Annotated in this window: 27 protein-coding genes; 11 read left to right on the top strand and 16 right to left on the bottom strand. The window is 70.7% G+C overall.

The window, feature by feature from the left end:
• Positions 1-31 precede the first annotated feature (31 nt).
• Positions 32-3523, bottom strand: a complete 3492-nt coding sequence (gene rpoB / locus ABID81_RS11525; protein ID WP_354594929.1) for a DNA-directed RNA polymerase subunit beta — start codon at positions 3521-3523, stop codon at positions 32-34.
• Positions 3524-3843: 320 nt separating this feature from the next.
• Here rpoB and ABID81_RS11530 point away from each other — a divergent pair, with 320 nt between their 5' ends.
• On the top strand, positions 3844-4701 hold the full coding sequence (locus ABID81_RS11530) for a spermidine synthase (protein ID WP_354594930.1): 858 nt from the start codon (positions 3844-3846) through the stop codon (positions 4699-4701).
• Positions 4702-4736: 35 nt separating this feature from the next.
• Here the strand turns inward: ABID81_RS11530 and csrA are convergent, their stop codons facing one another.
• From csrA to ABID81_RS11595, 13 genes are all read right to left on the bottom strand, one after another.
• Positions 4737-4985, bottom strand: a complete 249-nt coding sequence (gene csrA, locus ABID81_RS11535) for a carbon storage regulator CsrA (RefSeq protein ID WP_043596512.1) — start codon at positions 4983-4985, stop codon at positions 4737-4739.
• A gap of 126 nt (positions 4986-5111) precedes the next feature.
• Positions 5112-6269, bottom strand: coding sequence for a hypothetical protein (locus tag ABID81_RS11540; RefSeq protein WP_354594931.1), 1158 nt, complete (start codon positions 6267-6269; stop codon positions 5112-5114).
• A gap of 1 nt (position 6270) precedes the next feature.
• Positions 6271-8322, bottom strand: a complete 2052-nt coding sequence (locus tag ABID81_RS11545) for a flagellar biosynthesis protein FlhA (RefSeq protein WP_354594932.1) — start codon at positions 8320-8322, stop codon at positions 6271-6273.
• Positions 8319-9584 (bottom strand): EscU/YscU/HrcU family type III secretion system export apparatus switch protein, encoded by a 1266-nt coding sequence (locus tag ABID81_RS11550; protein WP_354594933.1) that lies wholly within the window; start codon positions 9582-9584, stop codon positions 8319-8321. The genes ABID81_RS11545 and ABID81_RS11550 overlap by 4 nt, the downstream gene beginning before the upstream one ends.
• A gap of 1 nt (position 9585) precedes the next feature.
• Entirely contained in the window at positions 9586-10338 is a 753-nt protein-coding gene (locus ABID81_RS11555) for a flagellar biosynthetic protein FliR (RefSeq protein ID WP_354594934.1), read from the bottom strand.
• Between the two features lie 8 nt (positions 10339-10346).
• Positions 10347-10622 (bottom strand): flagellar biosynthesis protein FliQ, encoded by a 276-nt coding sequence (gene fliQ, locus ABID81_RS11560; protein WP_123519563.1) that lies wholly within the window; start codon positions 10620-10622, stop codon positions 10347-10349.
• Positions 10622-11473 carry a flagellar type III secretion system pore protein FliP gene (gene fliP / locus ABID81_RS11565; RefSeq protein ID WP_488628663.1) on the bottom strand — a complete coding sequence of 284 codons (852 nt, stop codon included), beginning with the start codon at positions 11471-11473 and terminating at the stop codon, positions 10622-10624. Before fliP ends, fliQ begins: the two co-directional genes overlap by 1 nt.
• A gap of 191 nt (positions 11474-11664) precedes the next feature.
• Entirely contained in the window at positions 11665-12312 is a 648-nt protein-coding gene (locus ABID81_RS11570; protein WP_354594936.1) for a FliO/MopB family protein, read from the bottom strand.
• 2 nt (positions 12313-12314) lie between these two features.
• On the bottom strand, positions 12315-13040 hold the full coding sequence (fliN, locus tag ABID81_RS11575) for a flagellar motor switch protein FliN (protein WP_354594937.1): 726 nt from the start codon (positions 13038-13040) through the stop codon (positions 12315-12317).
• On the bottom strand, positions 13037-13984 hold the full coding sequence (locus tag ABID81_RS11580) for a FliM/FliN family flagellar motor switch protein (RefSeq protein ID WP_354594938.1): 948 nt from the start codon (positions 13982-13984) through the stop codon (positions 13037-13039). The genes fliN and ABID81_RS11580 overlap by 4 nt, the downstream gene beginning before the upstream one ends.
• 75 nt (positions 13985-14059) lie before the next feature.
• Positions 14060-15082, bottom strand: a complete 1023-nt coding sequence (locus ABID81_RS11585) for an OmpA/MotB family protein (RefSeq protein WP_354594939.1) — start codon at positions 15080-15082, stop codon at positions 14060-14062.
• Positions 15079-15906 carry a motility protein A gene (locus ABID81_RS11590; protein WP_354594940.1) on the bottom strand — a complete coding sequence of 276 codons (828 nt, stop codon included), beginning with the start codon at positions 15904-15906 and terminating at the stop codon, positions 15079-15081. Before ABID81_RS11590 ends, ABID81_RS11585 begins: the two co-directional genes overlap by 4 nt.
• A 2-nt stretch (positions 15907-15908) precedes the next feature.
• Positions 15909-16295: a flagellar FlbD family protein gene (locus ABID81_RS11595; RefSeq protein ID WP_354594941.1), complete on the bottom strand. Its 387-nt coding sequence runs from the start codon at positions 16293-16295 to the stop codon at positions 15909-15911.
• A gap of 211 nt (positions 16296-16506) precedes the next feature.
• On the opposite strand from ABID81_RS11595, the gene ABID81_RS11600 reads away from it, so the two are divergent.
• The 10 genes from ABID81_RS11600 to ABID81_RS11645 all read left to right on the top strand — a co-directional run bounded on the left by ABID81_RS11600 (position 16507) and on the right by ABID81_RS11645 (position 24902).
• A complete protein-coding gene (locus ABID81_RS11600) occupies positions 16507-16806 on the top strand; it encodes a hypothetical protein (RefSeq protein ID WP_354594942.1) in 300 nt (99 codons plus the stop codon).
• On the top strand, positions 16803-18059 hold the full coding sequence (locus ABID81_RS11605; RefSeq protein WP_354594943.1) for a hypothetical protein: 1257 nt from the start codon (positions 16803-16805) through the stop codon (positions 18057-18059). The genes ABID81_RS11600 and ABID81_RS11605 overlap by 4 nt, the downstream gene beginning before the upstream one ends.
• Entirely contained in the window at positions 18056-18697 is a 642-nt protein-coding gene (locus ABID81_RS11610; RefSeq protein WP_354594944.1) for a hypothetical protein, read from the top strand. The genes ABID81_RS11605 and ABID81_RS11610 overlap by 4 nt, the downstream gene beginning before the upstream one ends.
• 137 nt (positions 18698-18834) lie before the next feature.
• Complete coding sequence (locus ABID81_RS11615; protein ID WP_354594945.1) at positions 18835-20022, top strand: hypothetical protein; 1188 nt, start codon at positions 18835-18837, stop codon at positions 20020-20022.
• Positions 20019-20540 (top strand): hypothetical protein, encoded by a 522-nt coding sequence (locus tag ABID81_RS11620; RefSeq protein WP_354594946.1) that lies wholly within the window; start codon positions 20019-20021, stop codon positions 20538-20540. Before ABID81_RS11615 ends, ABID81_RS11620 begins: the two co-directional genes overlap by 4 nt.
• Positions 20541-21028: 488 nt before the next feature.
• On the top strand, positions 21029-21166 hold the full coding sequence (locus tag ABID81_RS11625; protein ID WP_354594947.1) for a hypothetical protein: 138 nt from the start codon (positions 21029-21031) through the stop codon (positions 21164-21166).
• A 100-nt stretch (positions 21167-21266) separates the two neighbouring features.
• Positions 21267-21854, top strand: coding sequence for a hypothetical protein (locus ABID81_RS11630; RefSeq protein WP_354594948.1), 588 nt, complete (start codon positions 21267-21269; stop codon positions 21852-21854).
• Between the two features lie 215 nt (positions 21855-22069).
• Complete coding sequence (locus tag ABID81_RS11635; RefSeq protein ID WP_354594968.1) at positions 22070-22708, top strand: YitT family protein; 639 nt, start codon at positions 22070-22072, stop codon at positions 22706-22708.
• A 117-nt stretch (positions 22709-22825) separates the two neighbouring features.
• Positions 22826-23095: a DUF4190 domain-containing protein gene (locus ABID81_RS11640; RefSeq protein ID WP_354594949.1), complete on the top strand. Its 270-nt coding sequence runs from the start codon at positions 22826-22828 to the stop codon at positions 23093-23095.
• A 436-nt stretch (positions 23096-23531) separates the two neighbouring features.
• A complete protein-coding gene (locus tag ABID81_RS11645; RefSeq protein ID WP_354594950.1) occupies positions 23532-24902 on the top strand; it encodes a reverse transcriptase family protein in 1371 nt (456 codons plus the stop codon).
• A gap of 108 nt (positions 24903-25010) precedes the next feature.
• Here the strand turns inward: ABID81_RS11645 and ABID81_RS11650 are convergent, their stop codons facing one another.
• Positions 25011-26180, bottom strand: a complete 1170-nt coding sequence (locus ABID81_RS11650) for a flagellar hook protein FlgE (protein ID WP_354594951.1) — start codon at positions 26178-26180, stop codon at positions 25011-25013.
• Positions 26181-26319: 139 nt separating this feature from the next.
• The gene (locus tag ABID81_RS11655) at positions 26320-26766 is read right to left on the bottom strand and encodes a flagellar hook assembly protein FlgD (RefSeq protein ID WP_354594952.1); all 447 of its coding nucleotides are present in this window, start codon (positions 26764-26766) and stop codon (positions 26320-26322) included.
• Positions 26767-26770: the final 4 nt, after the last annotated feature.

Below are 26770 nucleotides of genomic sequence, written 5' to 3' on the forward strand. Positions count from 1 at the left end.
ATGTATCGACGTGTCGTTGTGGGAAGGGGGCTTAGATCTCGTCGACGTTCGACGATTCGAAGCGGGAGGAGATGTTGATGCCGAGCTCTTCGGCGGCACGGAAGACCTCGTCGTCCGTGTCGCGCAGGCTGACCGTCTGGCCGTCGGCCGAGAGGACCTCGACGTTCAGGCAGAGCGACTGCATCTCTTTGATGAGGACCTTGAAGCTCTCGGGGATGCCGGGCTCTTGGATGTTCTCGCCCTTGACGATGGCTTCGTACACCTTCACGCGGCCGAGGATGTCGTCCGACTTGATGGTCAGGAGCTCTTGCAGCGCGTACGCGGCGCCGTAGGCCTCGAGGGCCCAGACCTCCATCTCGCCGAAGCGCTGGCCACCGAACTGCGCCTTCCCACCCAGCGGCTGCTGCGTGATCATCGAGTACGGGCCCGTCGAACGAGCGTGGATCTTGTCGTCGACGAGGTGGTGCAGCTTCAGGATGTACATGTAACCGACCGAGATCGGGTTGGGGAACGGCTCACCCGAGCGACCGTCGAACAGGCGCGCCTTGCCGGACGAACCGATCAGGCGCTCGCCGTCGCGGGTCGGCAGGGTCGAGTCGAGCAGACCCTCGATCTCGCGCTCGGCGGCACCGTCGAACACCGGGGTGGCGACCTTCGTGCCGGGAGCGGCGCTGAGCGCCTCTTCCGGCAGGTTCTTCGCCCACTCCTGGATGCCCTCGACGTTCCAGCCCTGCGCGGCGATCCACCCGAGGTGGATCTCGAGCACCTGGCCGAAGTTCATGCGGCCGGGCACGCCGAGCGGGTTGAGGATGATGTCGACGGGGGTGCCGTCGGCGAGGAAGGGCATGTCCTCGACGGGGAGGATCGTCGAGATGACGCCCTTGTTGCCGTGACGACCGGCGAGCTTGTCACCCGCGGTGATCTTGCGCTTCTGGGCGATGAACACGACCACGCGCTGGTTGACGCCCGAGCCGAGCTCGTCGTCGCCGTCCTGCGAGTCGAACACCTTGACGCCGATGACCGTTCCCTGCTCGCCGTGGGGCACCTTCAGGGACGTGTCGCGGACCTCGCGGCTCTTTTCGTTGAAGATCGCGCGCAGCAGGCGCTCTTCGGCGCTGAGCTCGGTCTCGCCCTTCGGCGTGACCTTGCCCACGAGGATGTCGCCGGGGCGCACCTCGGCACCGATGCGGATGATGCCGCGCTCGTCGAGGTCGGCCAGCAGGTCGGGGCTGACGTTGGGGAGGTCACGGGTGATTTCCTCCTTGCCGAGCTTCGTGTCGCGGGCGTCGACCTCGTACTCCTCGATGTGGATCGAGGAGAGCGTGTCGTCCTTCACGAGGTTCTGCGACAGGATCATCGCGTCCTCGTAGTTGTAGCCCTCCCACGGCATGAACGCGACGAGCAGGTTCTTGCCGAGCGCGAGCTCGCCGTTCTCGGTCGCGGGACCGTCGGCGATGACCTCGCCGACCTCGACGCGCTGGCCGGCGTCGACGATCACGCGGTGGTTGTAGCTGGCGCCCTGGTTCGAGCGGTCGAACTTGCGCAGGTAGTAGTCCTGCGTGCCGCCGTCGTCGAGCTGCACGGTGACGACGTCGGCCGACACCTCGGAGACCACGCCCGCGGCGTCGGCGGTGACGACGTCACCGGCGTCGATCGCGGTGTAGCCCTCCATGCCGGTGCCGACGAGGGGGCTCTCGCTGCGGACGAGCGGGACGGCCTGACGCTGCATGTTGGCACCCATGAGGGCGCGGTTCGCGTCGTCGTGCTCGAGGAACGGGATCAGCGACGTGGCCACCGACACCATCTGGCGCGGCGAGACGTCCATGTAGTCGACCTCGGCCTTGTCGACGAGCTCGACCTCGCCGCCCTTCTTGCGGACGAGCACCTTGTCGTCGACGAAGTCGAAGGAGTCGTTCAGGGGCGCGTTCGCCTGGGCGACGACGTAGTCGTCCTCTTCGGAGGCGGTGAGGTAGTCGATCGTCGTGGTGACGTTGCCCTTGTTCACGCGACGGTACGGCGTCTCGATGAAGCCGAACGAGTTGATGCGGGCGAAGGACGCCAGCGAACCGATCAGACCGATGTTCGGGCCTTCAGGGGTCTCGATCGGGCACATGCGGCCGTAGTGCGAGGGGTGGACGTCGCGGACCTCGACGCCGGCACGCTCACGCGACAGACCACCGGGGCCGAGCGCGCTGAGGCGACGCTTGTGCGTCAGACCCGAGAGCGGGTTGTTCTGGTCCATGAACTGCGACAGCTGCGAGGTGCCGAAGAACTCCTTGATCGCGGCGACGACGGGGCGCACGTTGATCAGGGTCTGCGGCGTGATCGCCTCGATGTCCTGCGTGGTCATGCGCTCGCGGACGACGCGCTCCATGCGCGACAGACCGGTGCGGACCTGGTTCTGGATCAGTTCGCCGACCGCGCGGATGCGACGGTTGCCGAAGTGGTCGATGTCGTCGACGTCGAGGCGCAGCTGGACGGGCTCGCCATCGCGCGTGCCGTTCATCGTCTTCTCTTCGGCGTGCAGCGAGACCAGGTACTTGATCGTCGCGACGATGTCGTCGACGGTCAGGACCGAGTCGCCGAGCGGCGCGTCGATGCCCAGCTTGCGGTTGATCTTGTAGCGACCCACCTTCGCCAGGTCGTAGCGCTTGTGGTTGAAGTAGAAGTTGTCGAGGAGCGCACGCGCGGCCTCGGCGGCGACCTGCTCGCCCGGACGCAGCTTGCGGTAGATGTCCTTGAGCGCCTCTTCCTTCGTGAGGATGGCGTCCTTCTCGAGGGTCGCCTCGATCGAGGCGAAGCCCTTGAACTCCTCCATGATCTCTTCGCTCGTCAGGCCGAGGGCCTTGAGGAAGACGGTGACGCTCTGCTTGCGCTTGCGGTCGATGCGCACGCCGACCTGGTCGCGCTTGTCGATCTCGAACTCGAGCCAGGCACCACGGCTCGGGATGACGCGTGCCGAGTAGATGTCCTTGTCGCTGGTCTTGTCGGACGCGCGCTCGAAGTAGACGCCCGGGCTGCGGACGAGCTGCGAGACGACGACGCGCTCGGTGCCGTTGATGATGAACGTGCCCCGCTCGGTCATGAGGGGGAAGTCGCCCATGAAGACCGTCTGGGTCTTGATCTCACCGGTGAGGTGGTTCATGAACTCGGCGTTCACGTAGAGGGGCGCGGCGTAGGTCTTGCCACGCTCTTTGCACTCGTCGATCGTGTACTTGGGCTCTTCGAGCTCGGGAGCCGTGAACGAGAGCTGCATGGTCTCGCCGAGGTCCTCGATCGGCGAGATCTCCTCGAAGATCTCTTCCAGGCCCGAGTGGAGGGCCAGGTCGGTGCGACCCTGCTCGGTCGCCTCGGCGAGGCGGTCCTTCCAGATGTCGTTGCCGACGAGCCAGTCGAAGCTCTCGGTCTGCAGCGCCAGGAGGTCGGGGACCGTCAGCGTGTCGGTGATCTTGGCGAACGAGAGCCGCGATGCGTTGCGACCGTTCTTGGGTGAATTGGTGGATGCGTTGTTCGCAGCAGCCAAGGAAGTAACCTCCGTGGACCCCGTCGGGTCATCACTGTCGGACAGTATGTGGTGAGTGTGTGAACGGCCCTACCCGGCGGACACCATCCACCCCGCCGTCATATTCGGGGGTGGGTGTCTCGAGACGTTGTCGACCGCAATATGACGACAGGACGCACGGGGAGCGCAAAGGTCCATACTAGGTCGCCCCGGACACGCCTGGCAAGCCCTGTCGTTGACCTTTCGCTCGAGCTTCGGTATAACCCGGGCGCATGCACAGGCGATCCCCGGGATCGTGGGCCGCGCGCGCCTCCTGGTCCCGGTGATGGGAGGCTGGAGGCATGGCCGCACAGCACGACGAACCGCCCGTCGAGATCTCGATCGGGGCGGGCCTCGCCCGCGTGGACGAGGACCGGCACCGCCCGGGCTCGTACACGCTCGTCGTCGACGGCACGCCCCAGTCGCACGTCGACCTCGACGACCCGACGCACCTGGCGTTCGAGTACGTCCGACGGATCGGCCACGCCGTCGACCTGCTGCCCGAGGGGCCGGTCACGGCGCTCCACCTCGGGGCGGGTGCCCTCACCCTGCCCCGCTACGTCGAGGCCACCCGACCGGGCTCGCGCCAGCAGGTGATCGAGCTCGAGGCCGACCTCGTGGCCCTGGTGCGCGAGACCCTGCCGCTGCCGCGCGGCGCGTCGATCCGGGTGCGCTACGGCGACGCCCGCGAGGTGATGGTCAAGCTGCCCGCGGGGCTCCGCGGCACGGTCGACCTGCTGATCGTCGACGTGTTCGGCGGGTCGCAGATCCCGGCGCACGTGACCTCGCTCGAGTTCTACGCGGCGGCGGCCGAGTTCCTGTCGCCGACCGGCATGCTGATCGTCAACTCGGCCGACGGCGCGGGGCTGGCCTTCGCCCGGGGGCAGGCGTCGACGCTCGCGACCGTCTTCGACCACGTCGTCGCGGTCGCCGACCCCGCCACGCTCAAGGGTCGCCGCTTCGGCAACGTCGTGCTGATCGGCTCGCACTCACCGCTGCCGACCGATCGCATGCCCCGGCTCTACTCGTCGGACCCGCTGCCGGCGAAGGTCGTCCACGGCCGCGAGCTGCGCGACTTCGTCGCCGGGGCGCCCGTCGTCACCGACGCCACGGCCGTTCCCTCGCCCGAGCCGTCGCGGAGCGTGTTCGGGGCGCGCTGACCGCCACCGCACGGGGCCGGGCGACGGGCGCGGGCCTACTGGTCGGCGCGGGGCGCGGGGGCGCCGAGGGCGGCGCGCAGGCGGGCCTCGGCGTCGTCGGGGGCCTTGGCCGCCTCGACGTTGGCCTCGGTCACGGCCTTGATGACCTCTTCGCGCTGGATCTTGACCCCGCGCGGTGCGTCGATGCCGATGCGCACGCCGTCACCACGGGAGTCGAGCACCGTGATGACGATGTCGTCGCCGATCACGATGCGTTCTCCGACCTTGCGTGTCAGCACCAGCATCGGGCCAGCTTACCGAGCGGGCGGCCGTCGGTGACGACGACAGGCAGGAGGCGCGGGTCGGCCGCCGGGGGACGCGTCGGCCACGGGGCACCACCGCGGCAGGACGACGACCGTGGGAGGCGCGACTCAGCGGCCCGCGCCTCCTTCGCGCCAGCCCACCGGCACGCCGAGCAGGTGCACCGTGCCCGGGGTCGCCGTGTCGTCCTCGCCGACCACCGCGGCCGCGACCACGGGCGCGACCGCCCGGACGGCCTCGACCCAGCGGGCCGTGTCGTCGTGCTTGCGTCCGACGTCGACCGCGACCCACACCTGGTCGGCGGCGATCGCCTCGAGGGCGGCGGGGGCGGCGGCGTCCCAGGCGAGCGCGGTCACGACGGCCGAGTTCTCGTGCACGCCGGTCGCCCGGGCCAGGATGCCGCTGCGGCGGTCGGACACGTCGACCGAGCGCAGCCCGAACGTCGACGCCATCTGGGCGGCCACGCGGAACGCGTCGCCGGGGCGGCCGACCACGACGACGAGGTCGCCTGCCCCGCGCGACACGTCGGGGGCGGCCGGCACACCCGGGGTGGCGACGGCCCGGGCCTGCGCGGCGAGGGCGTCGGCGGCGGCCGCGAGCGAGGCGGCCGTGCGCCGGGGAGCGGCCCCGTGCGGCGCGTCGGGGTCGGCGGCGTCACCGTCGGCGACGGCACCGGCCGCCGGCGCGATGCCGTTGAAGGTGAGGTCGTCCATGATCGAGGCGAAGGCGTCGGTGCGCGTCGACACGTCGGCCGGGGGCGAGACCGGCACCGCACCTCCCGCGGTCGAGGCGGTCGACGCCACGGCAGGGCTGGACGCCCCGCCCGCCGCGGCGGCCGCCCGAGCGGCGCGGCGGGGGCTCACCGGCGTGGCCGACCCGGTCAGCACGTCGTCGAACCCGTCGCGCACGGGGGCGCTCGACGCGGCCGCGTCACCCGGGGCCATCGACGCCGACCACGCGGCCCGGGGCGCCGGCGTCCCCGCGCGCAGGGCGTCCTCGGCCTCGTCGGCCGAGGCCAGCAGCGCCGCGATGCCCGCCCGCTCGGCCGGCACAGGCGTCGTGATGCGCACGCGGGCGACGGGCAGGTCGATCGCGGGGTCGGGCACCTCGACCGTGACCTCGTAGTGCTTGCGGGCGAAGAAGCCCGCGACTCCCCCGACGGTGACCTTCTGGGCGGCGACGATGCGCGCCGAGGCGCCGTGGGTCGCCCGCACCTCGCGGCGCAGCTCGTCGAGCGAGTCGCCGGTCATGACGATCGTGGTCGCCATCTCAGGCCACGATCGAGTCGGTCGCGCGGACGACGCCGACGGTCTCGATGGTCGACCCGGCGGCGGTGGCCTCCTGGTACGAGAGCACGGGCAGGCCGTTCTGCTGGGCCGAGACGAGCCGGTGGATCGCCGGTCGCAGCGCCGGCGCGCAGACGAGCACCGCGCCGAGCCCCTGCGCCTCGACCGCCTGCACGGCCTCGCGCAGCGACCCGAGCACCTGCTCGACCCGGTGGCCGTCGAGCAGGATCTGGGTGCCCTGGTCGCTCGGCCGCAGCCCCTCGAGCATCGACTGCTCGAGCGTGGGGTCGATCATGATGACCCGCAGCACGCGCCCGTCGAGGTACTGCGCCGTGAGCGCGGGGCCCAGGGAGGCGCGGGCCGCCTCGACGAGTCCCTCCGGGTCGGTCGACACCTTCGCCCGCAGCGTCAGCCCTTCGCAGATGCGGGCGAGGTCGTTGATCGGGATGCGCTCGGCGAGCAGCCCCTGCAGCACGCGCTGCAGCTCGGCGAGCGAGAGCATGCTCGGCACGAGGTCGTCGACGGCGGGTGCGTTGACCTGCTTGACGCCCTCGGTGAGCACGCGGACGTCCTCGCGGGTGAGCAGGCGGGCGGCGTTGTCGGCGATGATCGACGACAGGTGGGTGACGAGCACCGAGACGCGGTCGATCACGGTCGCGCCGGTCATCTCGGCGCTGTGCCGCATCTCGGCGGGCACCCACTTGCCGGCCAGGCCGAAGACGGGCTCGACCGTGGCGGTGCCGGGCAGGCCGTCGAGCTGGTCGCCGAGGGCGAGCACCGAGCGGGCCGGGGCCTGGCCGCGGCCCGCCTCGACGCCCGCGATGCGGATCGAGTACGTCGCGGGCGGCAGGTCGACGCTGTCGCGGGTGCGGACCGGCGGCACGACGATGCCGAGGTCGACGGCGATCTTGCGCCGCAGCGCCTTGACCCGGCCGAGCAGGTCGTCCGAGCCGCCGCCGACCATGTCGACCAGGTCGGGCGCCAGCAGGATCTCGAGGGCGTGCACCCGCATCTGCTCGAGCAGGTCGTCGGTCGTGTCGGTGGGGGCGACGACCGCCGCCTGCTGTTCTGCGAGGGCCGCGCGCGCCTCCTCGGCCTTCGCGGCGACGCCGAGCCGGTAGGCGACGACGAGCAGGGCGCCGCCGATCAGGAGGAAGGCGACGATCGGCATGCCGGGGATGAACCCCATGCCGATCGCGGCGACGCCCGCGACGGCGAGCGCGATGCGCGACTGCCCGAGCTGCGACGCGGCCTGGGCGCCCATCTCGGTGTCGGCTCCGGAGCGGGTGACGATCATGCCGGTCGAGACGGCCATCAGCAGGGCGGGGATCTGGGTGGTGAGGCCGTCGCCGATGGTGAGCAGGCCGTAGTGCGACAGGGCGTCGCCGATGGCCATGCCGTTCTGCAGGGCGCCGATCGCGATGCCGCCGACCAGGTTGATGATGATGATGATGATGCCGGCGATGGCGTCGCCCTTGACGAACTTCGAGGCTCCGTCCATCGCGCCGTAGAAGTCGGCCTCGGCGCTGACGTCGGCGCGGCGCTGCTTGGCGACCTCGTCGGTGATCAGGCCGGCGTTGAGGTCGGCGTCGATCGCCATCTGCTTGCCGGGCATGGCGTCGAGGGTGAACCGCGCGCCCACCTCGGCCACGCGCTCGGCGCCCTTCGTGACGACCACGAACTGGATCACGACCAGGATCAGGAAGATCACCGAGCCGATGATGATCGAGCCGCTCACGGCGACGTGTCCGAACGCCGCGATGACGTCGCCCGCGTAGCCGTCGCCCAGGACGAGCCGGGTCGACGCGACGTTCAGCCCGAGGCGGAACAGCGTGGCGACGAGCAGCAGCGACGGGAACACCGAGAAGTCGAGCGGCTTCTTGACGAACAGCGTCGTCAGCAGGATCACCAGCGCCAACAGGATGTTGAGGATGATCAGCACGTCGAGCAGCGGCGCGGGCACCGGCACGACGAGCAGCAGCACGATGCCGACGATGCCGACCGGGACGGCGAGCTTGGGCAGGGTGGACTTCATCGGGTGCCTCCAGAGGTGGCGGGGCGGACGGAGCGGGAGGGCGCGGGAGGCGCGGTGCGGGAGGTCGCGGAGCCCGCGGCGGTCGCGGCGGTCGCGACCTCGCGGGCGATGCGGATGCGGCGGGGCACGGCGTCGGCCTCGAGCGACTCGGGGGCGAGGACGCCGGCGACCTCGTCGGCGGTCGTGACGCGAGGCGGGGCGTGCGTGCCGGTCAGCGTGCCGCGGGCCTTGAGCGCCATGACGAAGGTGAGCACGCGGGCGACCGGCGTGTAGAGGTCGACGGGGATCTCGTCGCCGAGCCCGCAGGCGGCGTGCAGGGCCCGGGTCAGCGGCACGTCGACGACGAGCGGCACGCCGTCTGCGCTGGCCTGCTCGCGGATGCGGGCCGCGACGGTGCCGGCGCCCTTCGCGACGACGCGCGGCGCCGACTTGCCGGGCTCGTACTTCACGGCGACGGCGTAGTCGGTCGGGTTGACCATGACGACGTCGGCGTCGGCGATGGCCCCGATCATGCGGTTGCGGCTCATCGCGAGCTGACGGGACCGCCGTTGCGACTTGACCAGGGGGTCGCCGTCGCTCGACTTGTTCTCGTCCTTGACCTCTTTCTTGGTCATGCGCGTCTTCTTGCGGTTGCGACGCATGACGACGAAGACGTCGGCGAAGGCCAGCAGCAGGCCGGCCGCGATCGCCGCCTTGATCAGGATGCCGGTGCCGGCCTCGGCCTCCTCGAGCACGGCCGAGACGCTGAGACCGCCGCCGCTCGTCAGCACGGGCATCAGGCCCTGGATCGCGAACCAGAGCACGAGGCCGACGACGGTCGTCTTGATGAGGGCCTTCGCGCCGTTCCAGAGCGCCTGCGTGCCGAAGGTGTTCTTCAGGCCGTTGAGCAGGTTGAACTGCTCGTAGTTGCCGGTCATGCGCTTGATGTGGACGCCGCCCTGCACGATCGCGGTGGCCAGCACGGCCACGCCGACCACGGCGAGCATCGGACCGATGGTGGCGGCCATCGACCCGGCGCCCTGCATCAGCTCGGTGACGACCGTCGACGAGTCGGGGTGCGCGATCGCCTGACGGATGGAGAAGATCTGGTCGACGCCGGCCGACGAGGCCCGCTCGATGGTGGACGGGATCATCACGGCAGCCGCGCCGACGCCCACCCAGGCGCTGAGGTCCTGCGACCGGGACAGCTGGCCCTTCGAGTGGACCTCCTTCATGCGCTTGTCGGTCGCGGCCTCCGAACGCTCGCCGGAATCGTCCGCCATGTCAGCCCACCCCCAGCAGCATGTCGGCGGCGTCGCCGGTCAGCGAGGCCACGACGCCGGGCAGCGCGAGGAACACGCCGCCGGCCAGCATGACCGTCATGAGGATCTTGAGCGGGAACCCCATCGCGTAGGCGTTGAGGGCGGGCGCGACGCGCGAGAGCAGGCCGAGGCCGACGTCGGCGAGGAACAGCACGACGCAGAGCGGCCCGGCGATCTGGATGGTCGAGAGGAAGAGCTGGCTGACGCCCGTGGTGAGCAGCTCGACCGGGTGGGTGAGGTCCATGCCGAGGCCGAGCGGGACGGCGTCGAACGAGCGGGTGAGCCCGCCGATGATCAGCTGGTAGCCCCCGGTCGCGAACATCAGCGCCAGCGCGGTCATCTGGAACAGGCGGGTGAACTGCGCGCCGTTGACCATCGACTGCGGGTCGAACGCCTGGGCGAGCGTGAAGCCGCCGAAGAGGTCGATCAGGCTGCCGGCCGCCTGCACCGCGGCGAAGGCGACGAACACCAGGAAGCCCAGGACGGCGCCGACGACGATCTCGAGGACGAGCGCCATGACGAAGGGGCCCGTCTCGAGCGAGACGTAGCCGGGTGCCACGCGAGGCGCGACGGCGAGCGCCAGGCCGATGCCGAGCATCGCCTTCACCCGCGCCGGGAACGCCCGGTACGAGAACGGAGGCGCGATGACGATGAACGCGGTCATGCGGACCGCGGCGAGCAGCGTGGCCTCGAGCCAGCTCAGGTCGAACGACACGGTCGCCCCTACCCGCCGCTGAGCAGCTGGGGGATGCGGTCGAACACCATGGTGGTGAACGACACCATCTCGCTGATCATCCAGTGGCCGGTGACGACGAGCGCGATGCCGACGGCGACGGCCTTCGGCACGAACGAGAGCGTGACCTCCTGGATCTGGGTGATCGACTGCAGCAGCGAGATCGCGAAACCCACCACGAGCGAGGTGATCAGCACGGGCGCGGCGAGCTTGCCCGTGATGATCAGGGCCTGCATCGAGAGGTCGAGGACGGCGTTGGAATCCATCAGGCACCCACCTGGTAGCTCTCGATGAGGCTCTTGATGATCAGGCCCCAGCCGTCGACGAGGACGAACAGCAGGATCTTGAACGGCAGCGAGATCATCACCGGCGGCAGCATCATCATGCCCATCGACATGAGGGCGGCGCTGACGACGAGGTCGATGACGAGGAAGGGGATGAAGATGACGAAGCCGATGATGAAGGCGGCGCGCAGCTCGCTGATCATGAACGACGGGATGAGCGTCAGCATGGGCACGTCGGCCTGGCTGTCGGGGTTCGGCTGGCCCGCCGACCGCGTCATCAGCGCGAGGTCCTCCTCGCGGGTGTGGGCGAGCATGAACTCGCGCAGCGGCGCGATGCCGGCGTCGATCGCGCCCTGCAGGTCGAGGCGGCCGTCGAGGTAGGGCTGCACGGCGTCCGTGTTGATGTGGGTCAGGATCGGAGCCATGATGAACAGGCTCAGGAACAGGGCCAGCCCGGCGAGCACCTGGTTCGGCGGGATCGACGGCAGCGCGAGCGCGTTGCGGGTCATCGCCAGCACCACGAAGATCTTCGTGAACGACGTCATCATGAGCAGCAGCGCCGGGGCGACGCTCAGCAGCGTGATGCCGATCAGCGTCACGACGGCCTGGCTCGGTGCCCCGTCGGGGCCGTTGATGTCGATGTTCAGGCCACCGGTGCCCGTGCCGTCGGACGTCGTCTGGTCGGTCTGGGTGAAGTCGGTGGGCGTCGTCCCGGTGGTGCCCTCGGTGCCGGTGCCGTCGGTGGCCGGGGCCGTGGGTGCGGTGGGGGCCGTCGGGGCGACCGGCGCGGCGTTGGCCTGCTGACCGATCAGCATGACGAGGGCCGACGCCATGACGAGCGCGAGCAGCGTCACGACGACCGCCCGCGCGAAGCGGGTGTCGGCGAAGCGGACCGGGGCCGCACCGACCACCGAGCGCCCGAGGGGGGCGCCGTGCAGGCCGTCGCGCACGGTCGGGCGGACGAGCTGACCGAGGGCGAGGACGAAGGAGGGGCGGGTCGAGGGGGCGGACGACCGACGGCCGGTCATCCGGCTCGTCCGCTGCGGAGGGCCGCTGCCGCCTGGCGCCACGTGTCGGGGGCCAGGATCGAGCCCTCGATCGACTTCGCGGTGCGACCGCGACCGCCGCGACGCTCGACGAGGTCGCGGGGCCGCGAGGCGGCGGCCCGACGGGCGGCGCCGCGGGGGCGGAGCAGCTCGACGGGGACGGCGTCGGCGGGGGTGGTCTCGGCGAGGACGGCGGCGGCGGGGGTCGTGTCGACGGGACGGGCCGGCAGCCCGTCGCGGGCCGCGGCGCCCTCGGCCGACAGGACGGACGCGAAGGCGACGGGCGCGATCGGGGTGACCCGCGCCTCCTGGGCCCCGGGCACGACCTCGTCGGTGCGCGGCTCGGGGACGAGCGTGAGGGCTCCGGCGTCGACCGGACGGTCGGCCGCGGCCAGCACGGTCACCGACGACTCGGTGACGCCGAGCACGAGGCGCTCGCCCTCGACGTCGACGACGACGACGCTCGCCTTCGCCCCGACGCCCTGACGGGCGACGACCGAGACCTGCGACGTGGCGCGGGTGCCCGCGCGACCGCCCTTCACCAGGCGCTTCTGCAGCACCCAGAGCAGGGCGAGGACCACGCCCAACGAGAGGACGACCCGCAGGCCGACGACGACGGTGTCCACGATCAGGCGATGCCGTCGGCGACGTCGAGGATCTTGGTGATGCGGACGGCGTAGTCCTGGTCGACGACGACGACCTCGCCGTGCGCGATGAGGCGCCCGTTGAGCAGCACGTCGGCGGGCGCACCGGCCGAGCGGTCGAGCTCGATGACGGCGCCGGGCTCGAGGCCGAGGACGTCGCGGACCGACATGCGGGTGCGACCGATCTCGACGGTGAGCGCCATCTCGACGTTGTTGATGCGGCCGAGGTTGCCGGTCGACACCGCACCAGCGCTCGGCACCGCCGACGACGGGCCGGCGATCGTGCCGGTCTCGCGCAGGCGCAGGGCGAACCAGCCGGCGGGCTGACCCGCGGCCGTCAGTTCGAAGACGACCGTCTCGGGGTCGGCGAGCAGGGCGTCGGCCGACTCGCGACGGCTCTCGCCGAGCACGCCGGTGCCGAGCACGCCGGTCGCCGCCTCGAGGGCGGGGCGCAGCACGTCCGAGACCGACACCAGGGGGTTGTCGGTGCCCGCGGCGGCGGCGAGCTGGTCCATGTCGGCCAGGACGACCGCCGTGTCGGCCGAGACCGAGCCGACGAACGACGTGACGACGACCGACGGGCCCGCGGCACGAAGACCGGAGGCGGACGCCGCGTCGACGGCCACGGCACGCAGCGGCGTGGGGGTCGGCAGCTGGGCGACCAGCGCCTCGGCCGCCGCGGTGTGCAGGGTGATGGTCGTGCCGGTCATGAGGTTCCTTCTTCGGTGCCGGTCAGGGAGGTGGAGACGACGATGCCGGCCAGCCGCGAGCCCGCGGCTCCGACGGCGGCACGCCCGACGGCCTGACCGTCGACGCTGATCTCGAGGGGCCGGTGCTGCGGGTGCGGCAGCGGCAGCAGGTCGCCGACGGCCAGCCCGAGCACGACGCTCGGCAGCACCGCGGCGGGGGCGAAGGTCAGCGAGACGCCGACCGGCACGGAGGCGAGCTGGGCGCCGAGCAGGTCGCGGGCGTCGGCGGCGTCGATCGTCGGGTTGGACTCGCCGAGCTGCGACAGCAGCACGTCGGCGGGGATCGCGACCGTGCCGGGCGCGACGCGCTCGCCGACGCGGATCTCGAACGAGGCCACGATCATCAGGTCGGACTTCTGCGCGGCCTGGGCGAACTGCGAGTTGTACTGGAACCCGCCGACGCTGATCGGGTCGGCGAGCATCGTGCCGAACGAGTAGCGCAGGTCGTCGAGGGCGTCGTCCATCAGGCGGCGGACGAGGGCCTGCTCGACGGGGGTGAAGGTGCGCTCGGGCAGCGCCGTGGGCTTCACCGCGCCGAGCATGTGGCTGACCCAGGTCAGGGCGGCCGACGACGGGAACTGGACGACGGCCTTCGCCGAGACGCCCTCGAGCGCGCAGAGCACCATCGCGGTGGTCGCCGGCAGCGACGAGGCGTACTCGTCGTACGTGAGCATCTGCACCTGCTCGCAGGTGACCGACGACAGCACCCGCACCTTGGCGGTGAGCTGCGTGCCCCACTGCCGGGCGAAGGTGTCGAAGGCCAGCTCGAGGACGCGCGAGTGCTCGCGGGCGAGGGTGGTCGGGCGACGGAAGTCGTAGACCTCGACGGTCTTCTGCGGGCGCGCCGACGCACCGACCGTCACGGTCGTCGCGGTGCTGCCCGTCGGGGCGTCGAGGAGTGTCACGGACGGAGCTATCGGCCCACCCCACCTGAGCGTTAGCCCAGGATCACGCGTACCCCCCGTACTGGGTCGTCGGAGTCAGTGCCCCGAGGAGTCCTCCTCCTCGGTCGCGTGTTCCTCCTTCTCGGCCTTCGGCTTCTCCTGGGCGGGAGCCTCGGCCGTGGTCGAGGTGTCGGCCGCCTGCTGGACGGTGGGGTTGCGGCCGTCGGTCACCGCGCCTCCCGCGGCGGCGGCGGCCTGTTCGAGCTGCGGCAGCAGGGCGCTGACCGCGTCGGACTGGTTCGACAGGACGACGATGTCGACGCGACGGTTCGCGGCGAGGTCGGCGTCGGCCGTTCCGGTGCTGAGCGGCCGCGACGAGCCGTAGCCGACGGACTGGATGTGGTCGGGCGCCATGCCGCCCCGCTCGACCAGATCGCGCAGCACCTGGGTGGCGCGGGCGGAGGAGAGCTCCCAGTTGGTGGCGAAGGGGGCGGTCGAGCTGCGCTGGTCGGCGTGGCCCTCGACCGACACGTCGTGCCCGGCGGTCTTGAGGACCGGGCCGATCGCGTTCATCACGCTGACGGCGGTGCCGCTGAGGTCGGCGCTGTTCGTGCCGAAGAACGTCTCGGAGCCGATCAGGCGGATCGTCAGCCCGCGGGCGTCGACGGCGAACTGCACGTCGCCGCTCAGGCCCGAGCCCTCGAGGTTCGCCGCGACGGCCGCCTTGATCGCCTCGAGGTCGTCGAGCTCGGCCTGCGCCGCGGTCGATGCCGCGGCGGCCTGCTCGGCGGTCTGCGCCTCGCCCGACGCGGCCGTCTTGCTCATGTCGGTCTCGGTGCCCGTCGAGTAGCCCGCCCCGTCGGGCGTGACGTCGTCGGCGGCCACGACCGTGCCCGAGGCGGTGTCGATCTTGCCGACCTCGGTCTGGCCGAAGCCGGTCGCGAGCGAGTTGCGGAGGGCCATGTACTTGTCCTGGTCGACGGTCGACATCGCGTAGAGCACGATGAACATGCACATGAGCACGGTGATCATGTCCATGTACGAGGCCATCCAGCGCTCGTCGGGGTGCTCGTCCTCGGCGTGCCCCTTCTTCTTCCGGGCGCCGCGCGAGCCGCTCATGCGGCCAGCCCCTGGTCGTCGCCGGGCTTGCCCGCCCCGACCTTCGCCTTGCCACCCTTGCCGGCCGCGCCCTCGAGCGCGTGCGTCGGCACCATGGCCTTGAGGCGTTCGCCGAGGAGGCGCGGCTGGCTTCCCGCCTGGACGGCCAGCACGCCCTCGAGCAGCAGGGTCATGCGGGCCTCGTCGAGGTCGGCGAGCTTCTTCAGGCGGGCGCCCAGCGGCAGCCAGAGGAAGTTCGCCGTCAGCAGGCCCCACAGGGTCGCGACGAACGCCGCGGCGATCATGTGGCCGAGCTCGTCGGGCTCGGCGAGGTTCTCGAGCACGTGCGTGAGGCTGACGACCGTGCCGACGATGCCGACCGTCGGGGCGTACCCGCCGAGGCTCATGAAGAACTTGCTGGCGGTGCGGTCGGCCGCGAGGCGGGACTCCATCTCGTCCTCGAGCAGGATGCGCAGCTCTTCGCCGTCGGTGCCGTCGGCGATGTTCTGCAGGGCGCCCTTCATGAAGGGGTCGTCGAGCTTCTCAGCCTCCTGCTCGAGCGACAGCAAGCCCTCGCTGCGGGCCTTCTCGGCGAGCGAGACGACGCCGTCGATGACCGACTGCGGGGGGACGACCTTGCCGGTGAACGCCCGGGGGATCTTCTTGAAGCTGAGGATGGCGTCCTTGATCGTCGTGCCGGCGATGCCGACGCCGATCGTGGCGCCGAAGACGAGGATGATCGGCGCGGGCAGCAGCAGCCCGGCGATGCTGACGCCCTCGAGCTGGATCATGCCGAACAGGGCGCCCAGCGCGAGGACGATGCCGATGATCGTTGCGGGATCCACGGTCAGCGTCCCTGCGTGGTGTCGGACGGGGCGTGCGCCGCCGGGGCGTGCACGGCGGGAGCCTGCACGGGGGGACGGAACTCGGTGACGCGACCCGCGCCTCCCGTGCCGGACGAGCCCCGGACGATGCCGAGCTGCGGACCGGTCGAGGTGCGGTTGCCGAGCGCCTGGCTGGCCGGTGCGGTGGCGGAGGGCTCGTCGTAGGCGAGCGAGACGATGCGGGCCCGGTAGCGGGCGATCATCTCGATGACCTCGGCCATCGGCTCGGTGACGACGTACTTGGCGCCGTCGACCATGATCAGGACCGTGTCGGGCGTCTCGTGGATGCGCTCGATGAGGTCAGGGTTGACAGCGAATCTGCTGTCGTTGAGTCGCGTGACGACGATCATCGGCCCGTCCTAGGTCTGTGTCTCCTGCCGCCGTCCGTGGGGCAGGTGTCGCTGCTCGTCCTGAGCGGCTACGGAGCACTATCGGCCAGGGGTGGCGGAGCGTTAGGTGCGGCGTCGGCGGGGATGCGGCCGGTTGTCCACAGGGCGGCCTCGACGGCCATCACGTTCGGTATGGTGTGTGGCATTGCTCATATCGACGAGGGGAGCCGCCGTGGCGCGGTACATCGACATCGATCTGGAGGCGCTGGCCGCGTTGTCACGCGACCTCCAGACCCTGCACTCCGACCTGTCGTCCGGCAGCGCCGGCGCCCGGTGCGACGGCATCGGCTCGCCACGACTGCGGTCGGCCGTCGAGGCCTTCTCCGACGACTGGGCGATCGCCCGCGGGCGCATGCTCGAGTCGATCGCGGCGGTCGGTGCCATGGCCGAGGCGGCGGGCACGACCTTCACGCAGGTCGACGGCGACCTGGCCCGGGCCCTCGCGCCGTCGGACGCGGCGGGTGCGCCGTGAGTCGCCCGTGGGACTGGAGCCCCCTCGACCTGGCCTCCGACCCCGTCCCCGGCGACCCGACCGAGATCCGGTCGTCGGCGACCGCGGCTCGGGCCACGGGCAGGTCGATCGAGACGCAGTCGCGACGGTTGCGGCGGTCGGCGAAGGCCGACGGGTGGGACTCCGAGTCCGGCCGCACCTTCACGACGTCGGCGGAACCCCTCGCCGACGCGATCGACCAGGCGAAGCAGCGCTACCTCGATCTCGCCGCCGCGCTCGACGCGTACGCGGACGGCCTCGACGACCTGCAGCGGCAGGCCGATCGAGCCCGCCTCGACGCCGACGACGCGAAGGAGGCGCGGCGCACGGCCGACAGGTTCGTCGTCCCCGGCGAGACCGACCCGTTCGAGGTCGAGCGGCAAGAAGCGGCCCGGACGCGGGCCGTCGACCTCGCCGACGCCGACCTCGCCGACGCGAAGGCGGTCATCACCCGCCTGGTCGGCAGCGGGGGCGATGCCTCGGGCGAGTTCGGAGCCCTGAACGACCGGGCGATCGCGGCCGTCCGCCTGGCCGGCGACGACGAGCTGCGCGACACCTGGTGGGACGGGGTGAAGCAGGTGGTGCACGACGCGCGCGAAGCCCTGAACATCACCAAGGACGTCCTCAGCGTTCTCGGCTTCGTCCTCGGTCTCGCCGCGATGTTCGCCGGCCCCCTGGCTCCGTTGTTGCTCGGGCTCTCGATCGCCGTGGCCGCCCTCTCGCTCCTGATCACCCTGGCCCAGGCCGTGGCCGGCGACGCGACCCCTGCGGATGTGCTCGGCGACATCGCCAACCTCGGCATGGCCTGCCTCGGCCTGGGTGGACTCCGCGCTGTCAGCCGAGCCGTGACGGCCACGAAGACGTCGGTGGCCCACTCCGGGGCGGCCGTTCGAGCCAACGCGGCCGCACCGAGACACGCGAATGCCGTCCGGGCGCAAGCTCGGCGCGAGCTCGCGGCCCGAGCGGATGCCATCGGCCGCAATCCGACAGTCCGATTCGTGGACGAGATGGTGGGCGGCGGTGGCCTCGAACTCTTCCTCGTCCGACGCCTGGCACGGGGTGGGCCGTCCGCCACCGCACACTACGGCCCCGGGATGCTCTGGGCTGGGATCAGCGGACCAGTCGGACTCGTGGGACACGTCGGAGACGTGGTCACGATCAAGACGATCGTGTCCGACCTCACGGATGGGTCGTATCGACAGAAACGACGCGAACCGGTCGTGGGTTCCTTGTGAGCAGGGAAGCCTTCACGCTGACGTTTCCCGCCTCCTGGCGACGTGCCGATCTGAGGAACGACAGCTCGGTCGAATGCGAACGACTGGCCAGGGCAGCGTTCGACGGACTCCCCGACAGGGATTCTCGGGACGTCGCGTCGGCGCGGCGCCGCTACCGAGAGGCCCTCATGACAGCGGTCACGCGGGCACGTGCGGTCGACGCACTCGATCTGTACTTCTTCGCCGGGGCATCTCGGACGGGCATCGGACCGATGTCGCTCATGTCGCTCGTCGTGCGTGCGGGCCCGCAGGAGTGCGATCCGGCCAGGGCGCTGCTCCGATTGGGACTGCCTCCGTCTTCCCTCGGAACTCTCGACGACGCAGAGATCGCCTGGTCTCGGTGCGTCCAGCGGGTGAGCCGATCCGTGCACGAGTGGAATGGTGTCCTGCACGACGCGTTCGGCCTCGATGCCACCTCCGTGGAAGCGGGCCGGACGTCTGCTTCCGTGTCGCAGGGCACGGTCCATTACGCAACCGACATCCGCGATGCTCCGGGCGTCTTCCTGATCCTGTCCGGGTCCACTCTCGGGACGTCGCTGCTCGGAGCGCAGATCGCCCATCTCGACTCGATCGTCAGGACGTTCTCGTGGACGGACTGACGTCGACACCGGCCATGGTCCCCTTCGTCACCGCTACGTCGAGGAGCCCCCTCCTGGCAGGGGCTCGAGCGCACGTCGCTGCAGGACTCGACGACCGGGACGCCCTCGTCCTCGCCGATGCTCGAGGACGCCTCCGCGTGCTCTCCTCCAAGGAGGATGTCATTCGGATCGGCTGGAGTTCGTCGGAGTCGCAGACGTTTCCGCTGACGCCGTTCGGCCAGGAGGGCGCAGCCTGGATCGAGACCCGACAGGGCACGTTCGTCTGGCCCCTCTACGAATGGTGGCCGGGGCACAGATACCTGCATCCCGACCTCATGATGCGGAGCGCCGGCTTCGCGTCACTCGCTGAGCATCTCGACGTACCCCTGGTCGCTGCCGACCCGTTCCTGTCGGGAACGCCGGCCCCCGGCGACCTCGTCCTCGTCGCCCTCCGACCCACTCGCGAGAAGCGCATCTGGCTCGGCGTCGAGATAGCTGCGACGATCGGAGTCGTCCTCTCGTTCGTCGTGGTCGCCGCGACCTCCTGGCTGACCGTGCAGCTGAAGGACGCATCACCCTTCGTGGTCGGTGAGACCGTTCTCAGCGTCGCGCTCGTCTGCACGGGCGTGACGGTCTCGGCGTCCTGTGTCGAATGGCTGCCGGTGCCGACGAGGCGCAGCCGCCGTGAACACGCCGTCCGTCCCCGATCTCCGCGACGCTTCGCGCGCCGAGCGATTCTCTGGGCGGAAGCAGACGGCCTGCACCTGCGAGATCAGCTCTCCGTGGGCATGACTTTCGTCACAGGCACCCGTCGGAGGGCCTCCGACACCGAGTTGGTGTCGTACACCCTTCGTTCTCGCAAGACGGCGGGGTCCCTCGCACTCGTCGACCGGTCTGGGGTCGAACGAGTGACGTTGCCCATGATGCTCTGGGCCCCGGACGACACCAGTCGCAACCGTTTGTTCGAAGTCCTGGCCTCGGCCGGACTCACGAAGACACAGCTTTCCGGGCAGGCGCCCCGGCAGACCTCTTCCTTCGGGCCCGAGTTCAACCGAGGGCTGCACGTCGACGCAGCCGCCGGGTACAGCGGCTTGCAGACACGAATGCTCGCCCCGAGCATCCGCCTCATCGCCCTCTCGATCGTGGGCACGACCTTCCTCCGCTCCGGCGCCGGCCCGACTCTCGAGTCCTCCCAGACCGAGCTGCTCGTCGGGGCGGCGACGGCCTCCACGGTCATCTCCGTCGTCGCGTTCACGAGCGTGCTCGCCCGCCTGATCGCCATGTCCCGATCGACGTCTCGAACATTCCACGAGGTCCAGGTCTCACGAACTGGGGAAGCTCCGTGAACATCACCTTCACCCATGACGACGCCTGGCGACTCGTCCACGACAGGCACTCGCCCCAGCGCGTCCATCTGTCCGACGGTCGAGGGCTGCAGGGGGTGGAAGAGCTCATGGCCTCATTGGCGGACTTCGACTTCGCCCTGGCGCGCATCGACGCCTCAGCCGGCCTGATCGGCTGGGCTGCCCTCATCATCGTGCAAGACGGAGAGGAGATCTCCTGTCCGCACCTCGATGCTCTCGGTCGAGGCCGGTGGATCGACCGACCCGACCACGACCACCCCTCGACGACCATGGGCCCGGCCTGCCGAACGGAAGACGTGCGCATCCTCGGACCCGGCTTGCACCCGACGTCGTGTGCCGCCGTCACGCGCGTCACGTGGTCCTGGGTCGTCCCCGGCGCGGACGGTGCCCGTCAGGTCGTTCTCCTCGTCACCGAATGTCCCCACCCCCAACCCGCGGATCTCGTCGTACCCGAGGTCGACGACATCGCACGGCTCCTGCAGATCTCGAGGTCGGCGTGAATGATCGCGCGTCACCGACGCGGCAGGGCAGCGGTGCGGATCGTGTCCTGCGTCCACGGTGGCGACATTACGCACGAAACGCGATCATCTCCGTCGGGTCAACGAGTCTGATCTCGTTCACCGTTCGGGACTCAGCGCTGGGCTGGGCGCTTGCCGCAGTGGTCCTGGTATTCGTCCTCAGTGGCATCAGCGTCTACATGTTGACAACCCGGGTCGTCTTGCTGGACGACGGATTGAGCTACTCACGCTTCCTCGTGACTCGACACGTCGTGAGGACTCGACCGACCTCTGGGATATTTGCCAACGTGGACGGCCCTCGGCCCGTTCTCCGGCTCATCTTGGGACGGGGCAGGCAGCCGGTCATGCGACTGTCGGGTACCTATTGGGCCACTTCCGACCTGGAACGGATCTCGCGTCACTTTCCACTCAGGTACTGCAACGGGAACGGCCTGTTGAGCCCTGCGGAGGCGGACTCCCTGGCGCCCGGCATGCTGTCGCCGCTACAGCGGCACCCCTGGGCGACGCTCGTCTTCACCGTGTGCCTGACGATGGTCGCCGCGGTCCTTCTCGGCCTGGCCATCTGGTCACTCGAGACTTCCTCGGTCGTCGCGGCGGCGAGTGCATGACGAGCGAGCCAGCCACTCTCGTCAACCACCTCTCAAGAGGTCTGTCTTGGCGTCCTGAAACCGAAACCCCAAACCGAATCCCCCCGGAGAAAGAATGTGCATGAACGCAACGACCACCCCGCCCTTGACATACCGCCCCGACTGGTCGCACTTCTGGTCGAAGGCCAAAGCTCGTCTGATCTTCATCCCCGTAGCGTTCCTCCTCGGCGGTTACCGCCTGGGTGGTGCGTTCATCCCCGTCGTCCTCGCGACGATCGCCATCGCGGGGATCGGACTGTGGCTGTACCTGCGAACGACGCACCTCAGGGTGTCCGACAGCGCCGTGAGCCGACGCAGGTGGGGACGCACCACGACGATCGCATTCGACGGCTCACAGCAGGGCATCCTCTGCGTGCTCGACCTGGGCGTTCAGAACTTGGGCTACCTCGCCGTCCGGAACGGCACGGGCCGCCGCCTCGTCCTCACCGAGGCCAATTGGCCCGGAGAACAGCTGCTCGCGATCGCCCAGCATGCACGGATCACGATCATGCCCGCCGATCAGGTCTTCTCTGGCAAGAACGCCGCCCGGATCGTGCCGGGCGTCGTTCCGATCACCACGCGACGCCCAGTGCTCTGCGCGCTCGTGACGGTCGCCGCCTTGCTCGCCGTCATCGTGCCAATCGCCATCGTGGTGGCGGGCAACGGCTGAGCCGCAGGCAGGGCGCGGCGCGTCACGTGCGCGAAACAGGGGGCTGGCAGGATGTGCCGGTGACCCACGAACCCCTCGACGAGTCGCGCCCCGGCACCACCCCCGCCGCCCGCGCCGACGACGTCACCACCGCCTCCTCCCCCGCCCTCGAGTCGTCGCCCGCCGGCCTGCCGGACGCCGCCACGCCCGACGCCGCGGCCCCGGCCCGCCACGGCATCGACGACCCCGCCCTGACCGGCTCGATCGAGACCGTCGACACCACGAAGCACACGCTCGCCGAGAACGTGATGGGCGTCGTGACCGGGGTGTTCCTCGCCTCGTTCGGGCTCTTCCTGCTGAAGGCCAGCGGGGCGGTCTCGGGCGGCACGGCGGGCCTGGCCCTGCTGACGAGCTACGCCACGGGCTGGACCTTCGGCGTGCTGTTCGTCCTGGTCAACGTGCCGTTCTTCGCGCTCGCCGTCTGGAAGAAGGGCTGGCCGTTCACGCTGCGGACGATCCTCACCGTCGTCATGCTCTCGGCCTTCTCGTACCTGCACCCGCTCGTGTTCGACATCGACGCCGTGAACCCCGTCTACGGCACCCTCGCCGGCAACCTGCTCGTCGGCGTCGGCCTGCTGATCCTCTTCCGCCACGGAGCCAGCCTCGGCGGCATCAACATCCTCGCCCTGGTGCTGCAAGAGCGGGCCGGCCTGCGCGCCGGATACGTGCAGATGGGCTTCGACGTCCTCATCGTGCTGGCCTCGCTGACCGTCGTCTCACCGTGGATCGTGCTGCTCTCGGCCCTCGGCGCCGTCGTGCTCAACCTCGTGCTGGCGATGAACCACAAGGCCGGCCGGTATGTCGGCCACACGTGATCACAACTTTCTGTCAGACTTCCGGGCAAGACCGTTCTGATTGAGGCAATCTCGTTTCAAAGCGGTCTTTCTCGTCTTGCCTCACGTCACCCGACGTCACCACACCTAGGAGTCCTCATGTCCAACACCGCCATGCCCCAGTCCGCCGGCACCGCCGCGGGCTACAACGTCCTCGCGATCGTCGGCTTCATCCTGGCCTTCGTCTTCAACATCGCCGGGCTCGTCGTCAGCCTGATCGCGCTGTCGAAGATCAAGAAGACCGGCGAGCGCGGCCGCGGACTCGCCATCGCCGGCGTCATCATCAGCATCGTGTCGATCATCTTCGGCATCATCTACATCGCCGTGGTCCTGCCCGCGATCATGAACTCGATGCCGACGACCTACTAGGTCGATCGACCCGGCATCGCAGCCGGACAGCCGAGGAGGCGCGGTGTCTGCAGAGCAGGCACCGCGCCTCCTCCGCGTCCTGGGGGAGCAACCCACGACCCGTGACGGGCTCACCCTCGCGGGGGATCGCGGGCGTCGGCGGCCTCCGTTAGCGTGACCGCATGCGACGGTGTCTCGGCGAGGTGGGCGGCACGCGCGTCGTGCCCTCCTCTCCGGGGCTACCCCGGGGCACGCAGATCGACCACGGCACCGCTCCGCAGGCCCGAGACCGCGCTCCGCGCGGCGAGGGGCCCGCACCGATGCACGAGTCGCCGAGGCACCGCCGCAGCCACCCCGACCCCGTCGTTCCCCACGCCGCCGGCCGCGCCACCGGCCGCCGCACCGCAGACCGGCGAGCGGCAGCCGGACGGGCAACCGTCGCGCGGACGGCGACCGGGTGACCGGCCCCTCCCCCGCGTCGGCGACCCTGGCCCGCGATCCCGACCCGGGGCCCGACGCCGTCGCCGTCGCCCTCGCCGACGCCCTGCTCGCCGCCGAGTGGACGGTCCGGGGCTTGGCCGCCGCCGCGGGCGAGGCGATCGACGGGCCGACGCGGTTCTGGCGCCCCCTGGCCCGGGGCCTCGTCCGCGCCCTGCCCCGCGCACCGCACGACGACCCCCGCACCCTCGTCGCCCTGATCGGACGCGACCCGGCCTTCGGCGACGCGGTGGCCGAGGCGAGGGCGCACGGCCGCCCGCTGCGCATCGTCCACCACGTGCCCGTGACGCAGGAGGTGCGCTCGGTCGACCCGCGCCTCCTGCGCTCGGGCACCGTGGCCGACGTCGCCCGACTGCTGCACCTGACCGTCGGCGAGCTCGACTGGTTCGCCGACCCCGGGCGCTGGAACCGCCGCGTCGAGCGGGGACCCCTGCAGCACCACCGGTACGAGTGGCGGGCCCGACCCGGACGCACGCCACGGCTGCTCGAGGTGCCCGGCTTCCGACTGCGCGACCTGCAGCGCGTCGTGCTCGACGAGGTACTCGCCGCCGTGCCGCTGCACGACGCCGCGCACGGGTTCGTCCCGGGCCGCAGCGCCATCAGCGGCGCCCGCCGGCACGTCGGCCGAGAGGTCGTCGTCGCCCTCGACCTGACCTCGTTCTTCGCCCGGGTCACCGCCGGGCAGGTGTTCGGCGCGCTGCGTCGCGAGGGGCTGACCGACGCCGTGGCCCACGTGCTCACCGGGCTGTGCACGAACTCGGTGCCGCCGGGCGTCCTGTCGGGCATGCCCGACGGAGGCGACCCCGAGCAGCGCTTCGCGCTGCGCCACGCGCTCTCGGTCGCCCACCTCGCCCAGGGGGCGCCGACCTCTCCGGCGCTCGCGAACGTGGCCCTGCGACGCCTCGACTCCCGGCTCGACGGCTACGCCCGGGCCGCAGGGGCGACCTACACGCGCTACGCCGACGACCTCGCCTTCAGCGGCGACGCGGCGCTCGCGTCTCGGGCCGACGCGTTCGTGCGGGGCATCGGACGCATCGTCGGCGACGAGGGGCACGAGCTGAACGCGTCGAAGACCCGGGTGCGCGGTGCGGCCACGCGTCAGGTCGTCACCGGCGTGGTGGTCAACCAGGGCACGAACACGGTGCGCTCCGAGTACGACCGGCTGCGGGCCGTGCTGCACAACGCCGCCCGCACCGGCCTCGAGGCGCAGAACCGGTCCGGGCACCCCGACTTCGCCGCGCAGCTGTGGGGGCGGATCGGCTGGGTCGAACAGCTCAACCCCGAGCGCGGGGCCCGGCTGCGCGCCGCGTTCGCGCGCGTCCCCCGGTGACGCGCACCGCGCCTCCGGACGACGAACGCACCGCGTTTCGTGCGGCACACCCGGTCTAGATCGGGTGAGGTGCACGAAACGCGGTGCGAAGGGTGCGGCAGCCGGCGACTAGCGCTTGAGGTTGGTGAGCTCTTGCAGCACCTCGTCCGAGGTCGTGATGATGCGGGCGTTGGCCTGGAAGCCGCGCTGGGCGACGATCAGGTTGGTGAACTCCTGCGAGAGGTCGACGTTCGACATCTCGAGCGAGCCGCTGGCCAGCGAGCCGATGCCGGGCGATCCGGGGGCGCCCACCGTCGCGGCACCCGAGTTGGCGGTCGCCCGGTAACCCGAGTTGCCCTCCTTCTCGAGGCCGCCCGGGTTGGCGAACGTGGCGAGCGCGACACGGCCGAGCGCGACGGTCGACCCGTTGCTGAACTGACCCATCAGGGTGCCGTCCTTGGCGAGCGAGAATCCCTGCAGGGTGCCGGCCGCACGGCCGTTCTGGTCGGTGATCGAGGTCGTGTTGAGGGCCGCGAAGCCGGTGACGCCCGACAGGTCGACGGTCACGCCGTTGAGGGCGAGCGACGCCGCGCCGGTCTGCTTGCCGTCGGTGAAGGCGAGCGAGGTCGTGGCGCCGCCGTTGCCGTCGGTCGCGCTCGCGTCCCAGCCGCCGGTCGTGCGGGTGAAGGTCAGCGTCAGGGTGCGCTCGAGGCCGTTGGCGTCGAAGACCTTGGTGTCGCGGACGATCTTGTCGCCGACCGCGGACTCGCTCGGCAGGTTGCCGCCGACGGTCGCGCTCGAGGTCGCCGAGGCCGGGGCGGCCGCGTTCAGGGGCAGTGTGATGTCGCCGAGCGCGCCTCCGTCGTTGATGACGCCGTTGGTCGCCGAGTAGCCCTGGACGATCTTGCCGTCGCCCGAGACGAGGCGGCCGTCGGCGTCGAAGTCGAAGGCGCCGGCCCGCGTGTAGACGGTGTCGTTGCCGAGGCGCGTGACGAAGAACCCGTCGCCCGAGATCATCAGGTCGGTCGCCTTGCCGGTGGCCTGCGCCGAGCCCTGCGAGAAGTTGGTCGAGATGCCGGCGACCTGCACGCCGAGGCCGATCTGGGCCGGGTTCGTGCCGCCGATGCCGGTCTGCGGGCCGCCGGCGCCCTGCGTGATCTGCGACAGCGTGTCCTGGAACTGCGTGGTCGACGACTTGAAGCCGGCGGTGTTGACGTTGGCGATGTTGTTGCCGGTGACGTCGAGCATCGTCTGGTGCGAACGAAGGCCCGAGATGCCGGAGTAGAGGGAGCGGAGCATGGGTGCTGCCTTTCAGCTGGGGAGAACTCTGGAGGCGCGTCCTGCGCGGGTGGGTCCGGTCGCGTCCTGCTCCCGGTGTGGTTCGAGGGGTGCTGCGGGTGGTGCTGGTCCTGCGGGTGGTGCGGTGGTGCGGGTCGTGTCACGCCTTCGTGGCGGCGATGCCCGAGACGAGATCCAACGCGACCTCCTTCCCGCCGACCGTCACCTTCGGGACGGCTTCGGCGAACGACACGCTCGAGGCCGTGCCCGTCACCTCGACGCCGTCCGCGCCCGTGTAGCTGACCTCGCGACCGACGAGGTTCGACGCGGCGATGCGCATCTGCAGCGAGAAGTTCTCGTTGGCCGTCGTCGTCTGGGCCGTGACCTGCTCCATCATCGCCAGCTGGGTGGTCTGCGACATCATGGCGTTGGTGTCCATCGGGGTCGACGGGTCCTGGTTCTTCAGCTGCGTCACCAGCAGCTTCATGAACATCTCGCTGTCCATCGTGTTCGAGGTCGAACGGCTCGAGCCGCCCTTCGCGGCGTTCGCGGCGGCGATCTGCGTCGCGACGTCGACGGTTCCCGATATCTGGTCGATCGAGGGCATGGGG

It is taken from the genome of Frigoribacterium sp. PvP054, assembly GCF_040547465.1.
Classification (GTDB): Bacteria; Actinomycetota; Actinomycetes; order Actinomycetales; family Microbacteriaceae; genus Frigoribacterium.